Below are 955 nucleotides of genomic sequence, written 5' to 3' on the forward strand. Positions count from 1 at the left end.
GCGTCGAGGGGCCGCGCCACACGCGGGGCACACCACCCAACGTGGTCGAGACCGATCCGCGGTCGTGGCTCCTTCTGGCCGTCGGTGACGAGGATTTCGGCGACCTGGTCGCGAGAGGTGCGGTCTCGTCGTCGGGTAGTAGGGCCGACGAGGTGGCCACCTGGATGCCGCTGGTACGGGTGTAGATGTGCGCGTGCGCTGGCTCACATGTGGAATAACCGCAGGTGCCACGCCGCTGCACAATTGGAAATGAAGGGCTACCGGCACGTAAACTTGCCGGTGGTTACCTTCGTCACGCGAAGCCCGCGCCGCCACGTTCAACCCAGGGAGCCCGTCGTATGCCGGATCTTTCGATCACAAGCGCCAACCTGCTGGCTCCTACCCAGCATGCCTGTCCCGCACGGGACGCGATGGACGAACCCGAGAACGAGCCGCGCGAGGAGTGCGGCGTTTTTGGTGTATGGGCGCCGGGCGAAGACGTCGCCAAACTCAGCTATTACGGCCTGTACGCCCTGCAGCACCGCGGCCAGGAGGCTGCGGGTATCGCGGTCGGCGACGGTTCGCAGGTGCTGGTCTTCAAGGACCTCGGTTTGGTCAGTCAGGTCTTCGACGAGCAAACGCTGGGCGCGATGGTCGGTCACGTCGCCATCGGCCACTGCCGGTATTCGACGACCGGCTCGACCACCTGGGAGAACTCGCAGCCGATCTTCCGCACGACTGACGCTGGAACCGGAGTTGCGCTAGGGCACAACGGAAACCTCGTCAACACGGCTGATCTGGCAAGTCGCGCCCGCGATCTGGGAATTGCCAGCGGAGCCGCGACGTCGGATTCCGACATCGTCGGCGCATTGCTGGCTCACGGCGCTGCCGACAGCAGCATCGAACAGGCCGCGATGGAACTCCTGCCGACGCTGCGCGGTGCGTTCTGCCTGACCTTCATGGACGAGCACACCCT

General features: G+C 65.2%; 1 protein-coding gene and 1 pseudogene. Both read left to right on the plus strand.

From position 1 onward, the window contains the following. Positions 1-185, plus strand: a 185-nt coding sequence (locus B3T59_RS12415; protein ID WP_287003618.1) for a sterol carrier family protein, incomplete at its 5' end; no start/stop codon positions are given. Between the two features lie 153 nt (positions 186-338). Continuing rightward, positions 339-955, plus strand: a pseudogene (locus B3T59_RS12420) (amidophosphoribosyltransferase); the annotation flags it as partial.

The sequence above is a fragment of the Gordonia sp. UBA7860 genome (genome assembly GCF_002500165.1).
Classification (GTDB): domain Bacteria; phylum Actinomycetota; class Actinomycetes; order Mycobacteriales; family Mycobacteriaceae; genus Gordonia; species Gordonia sputi.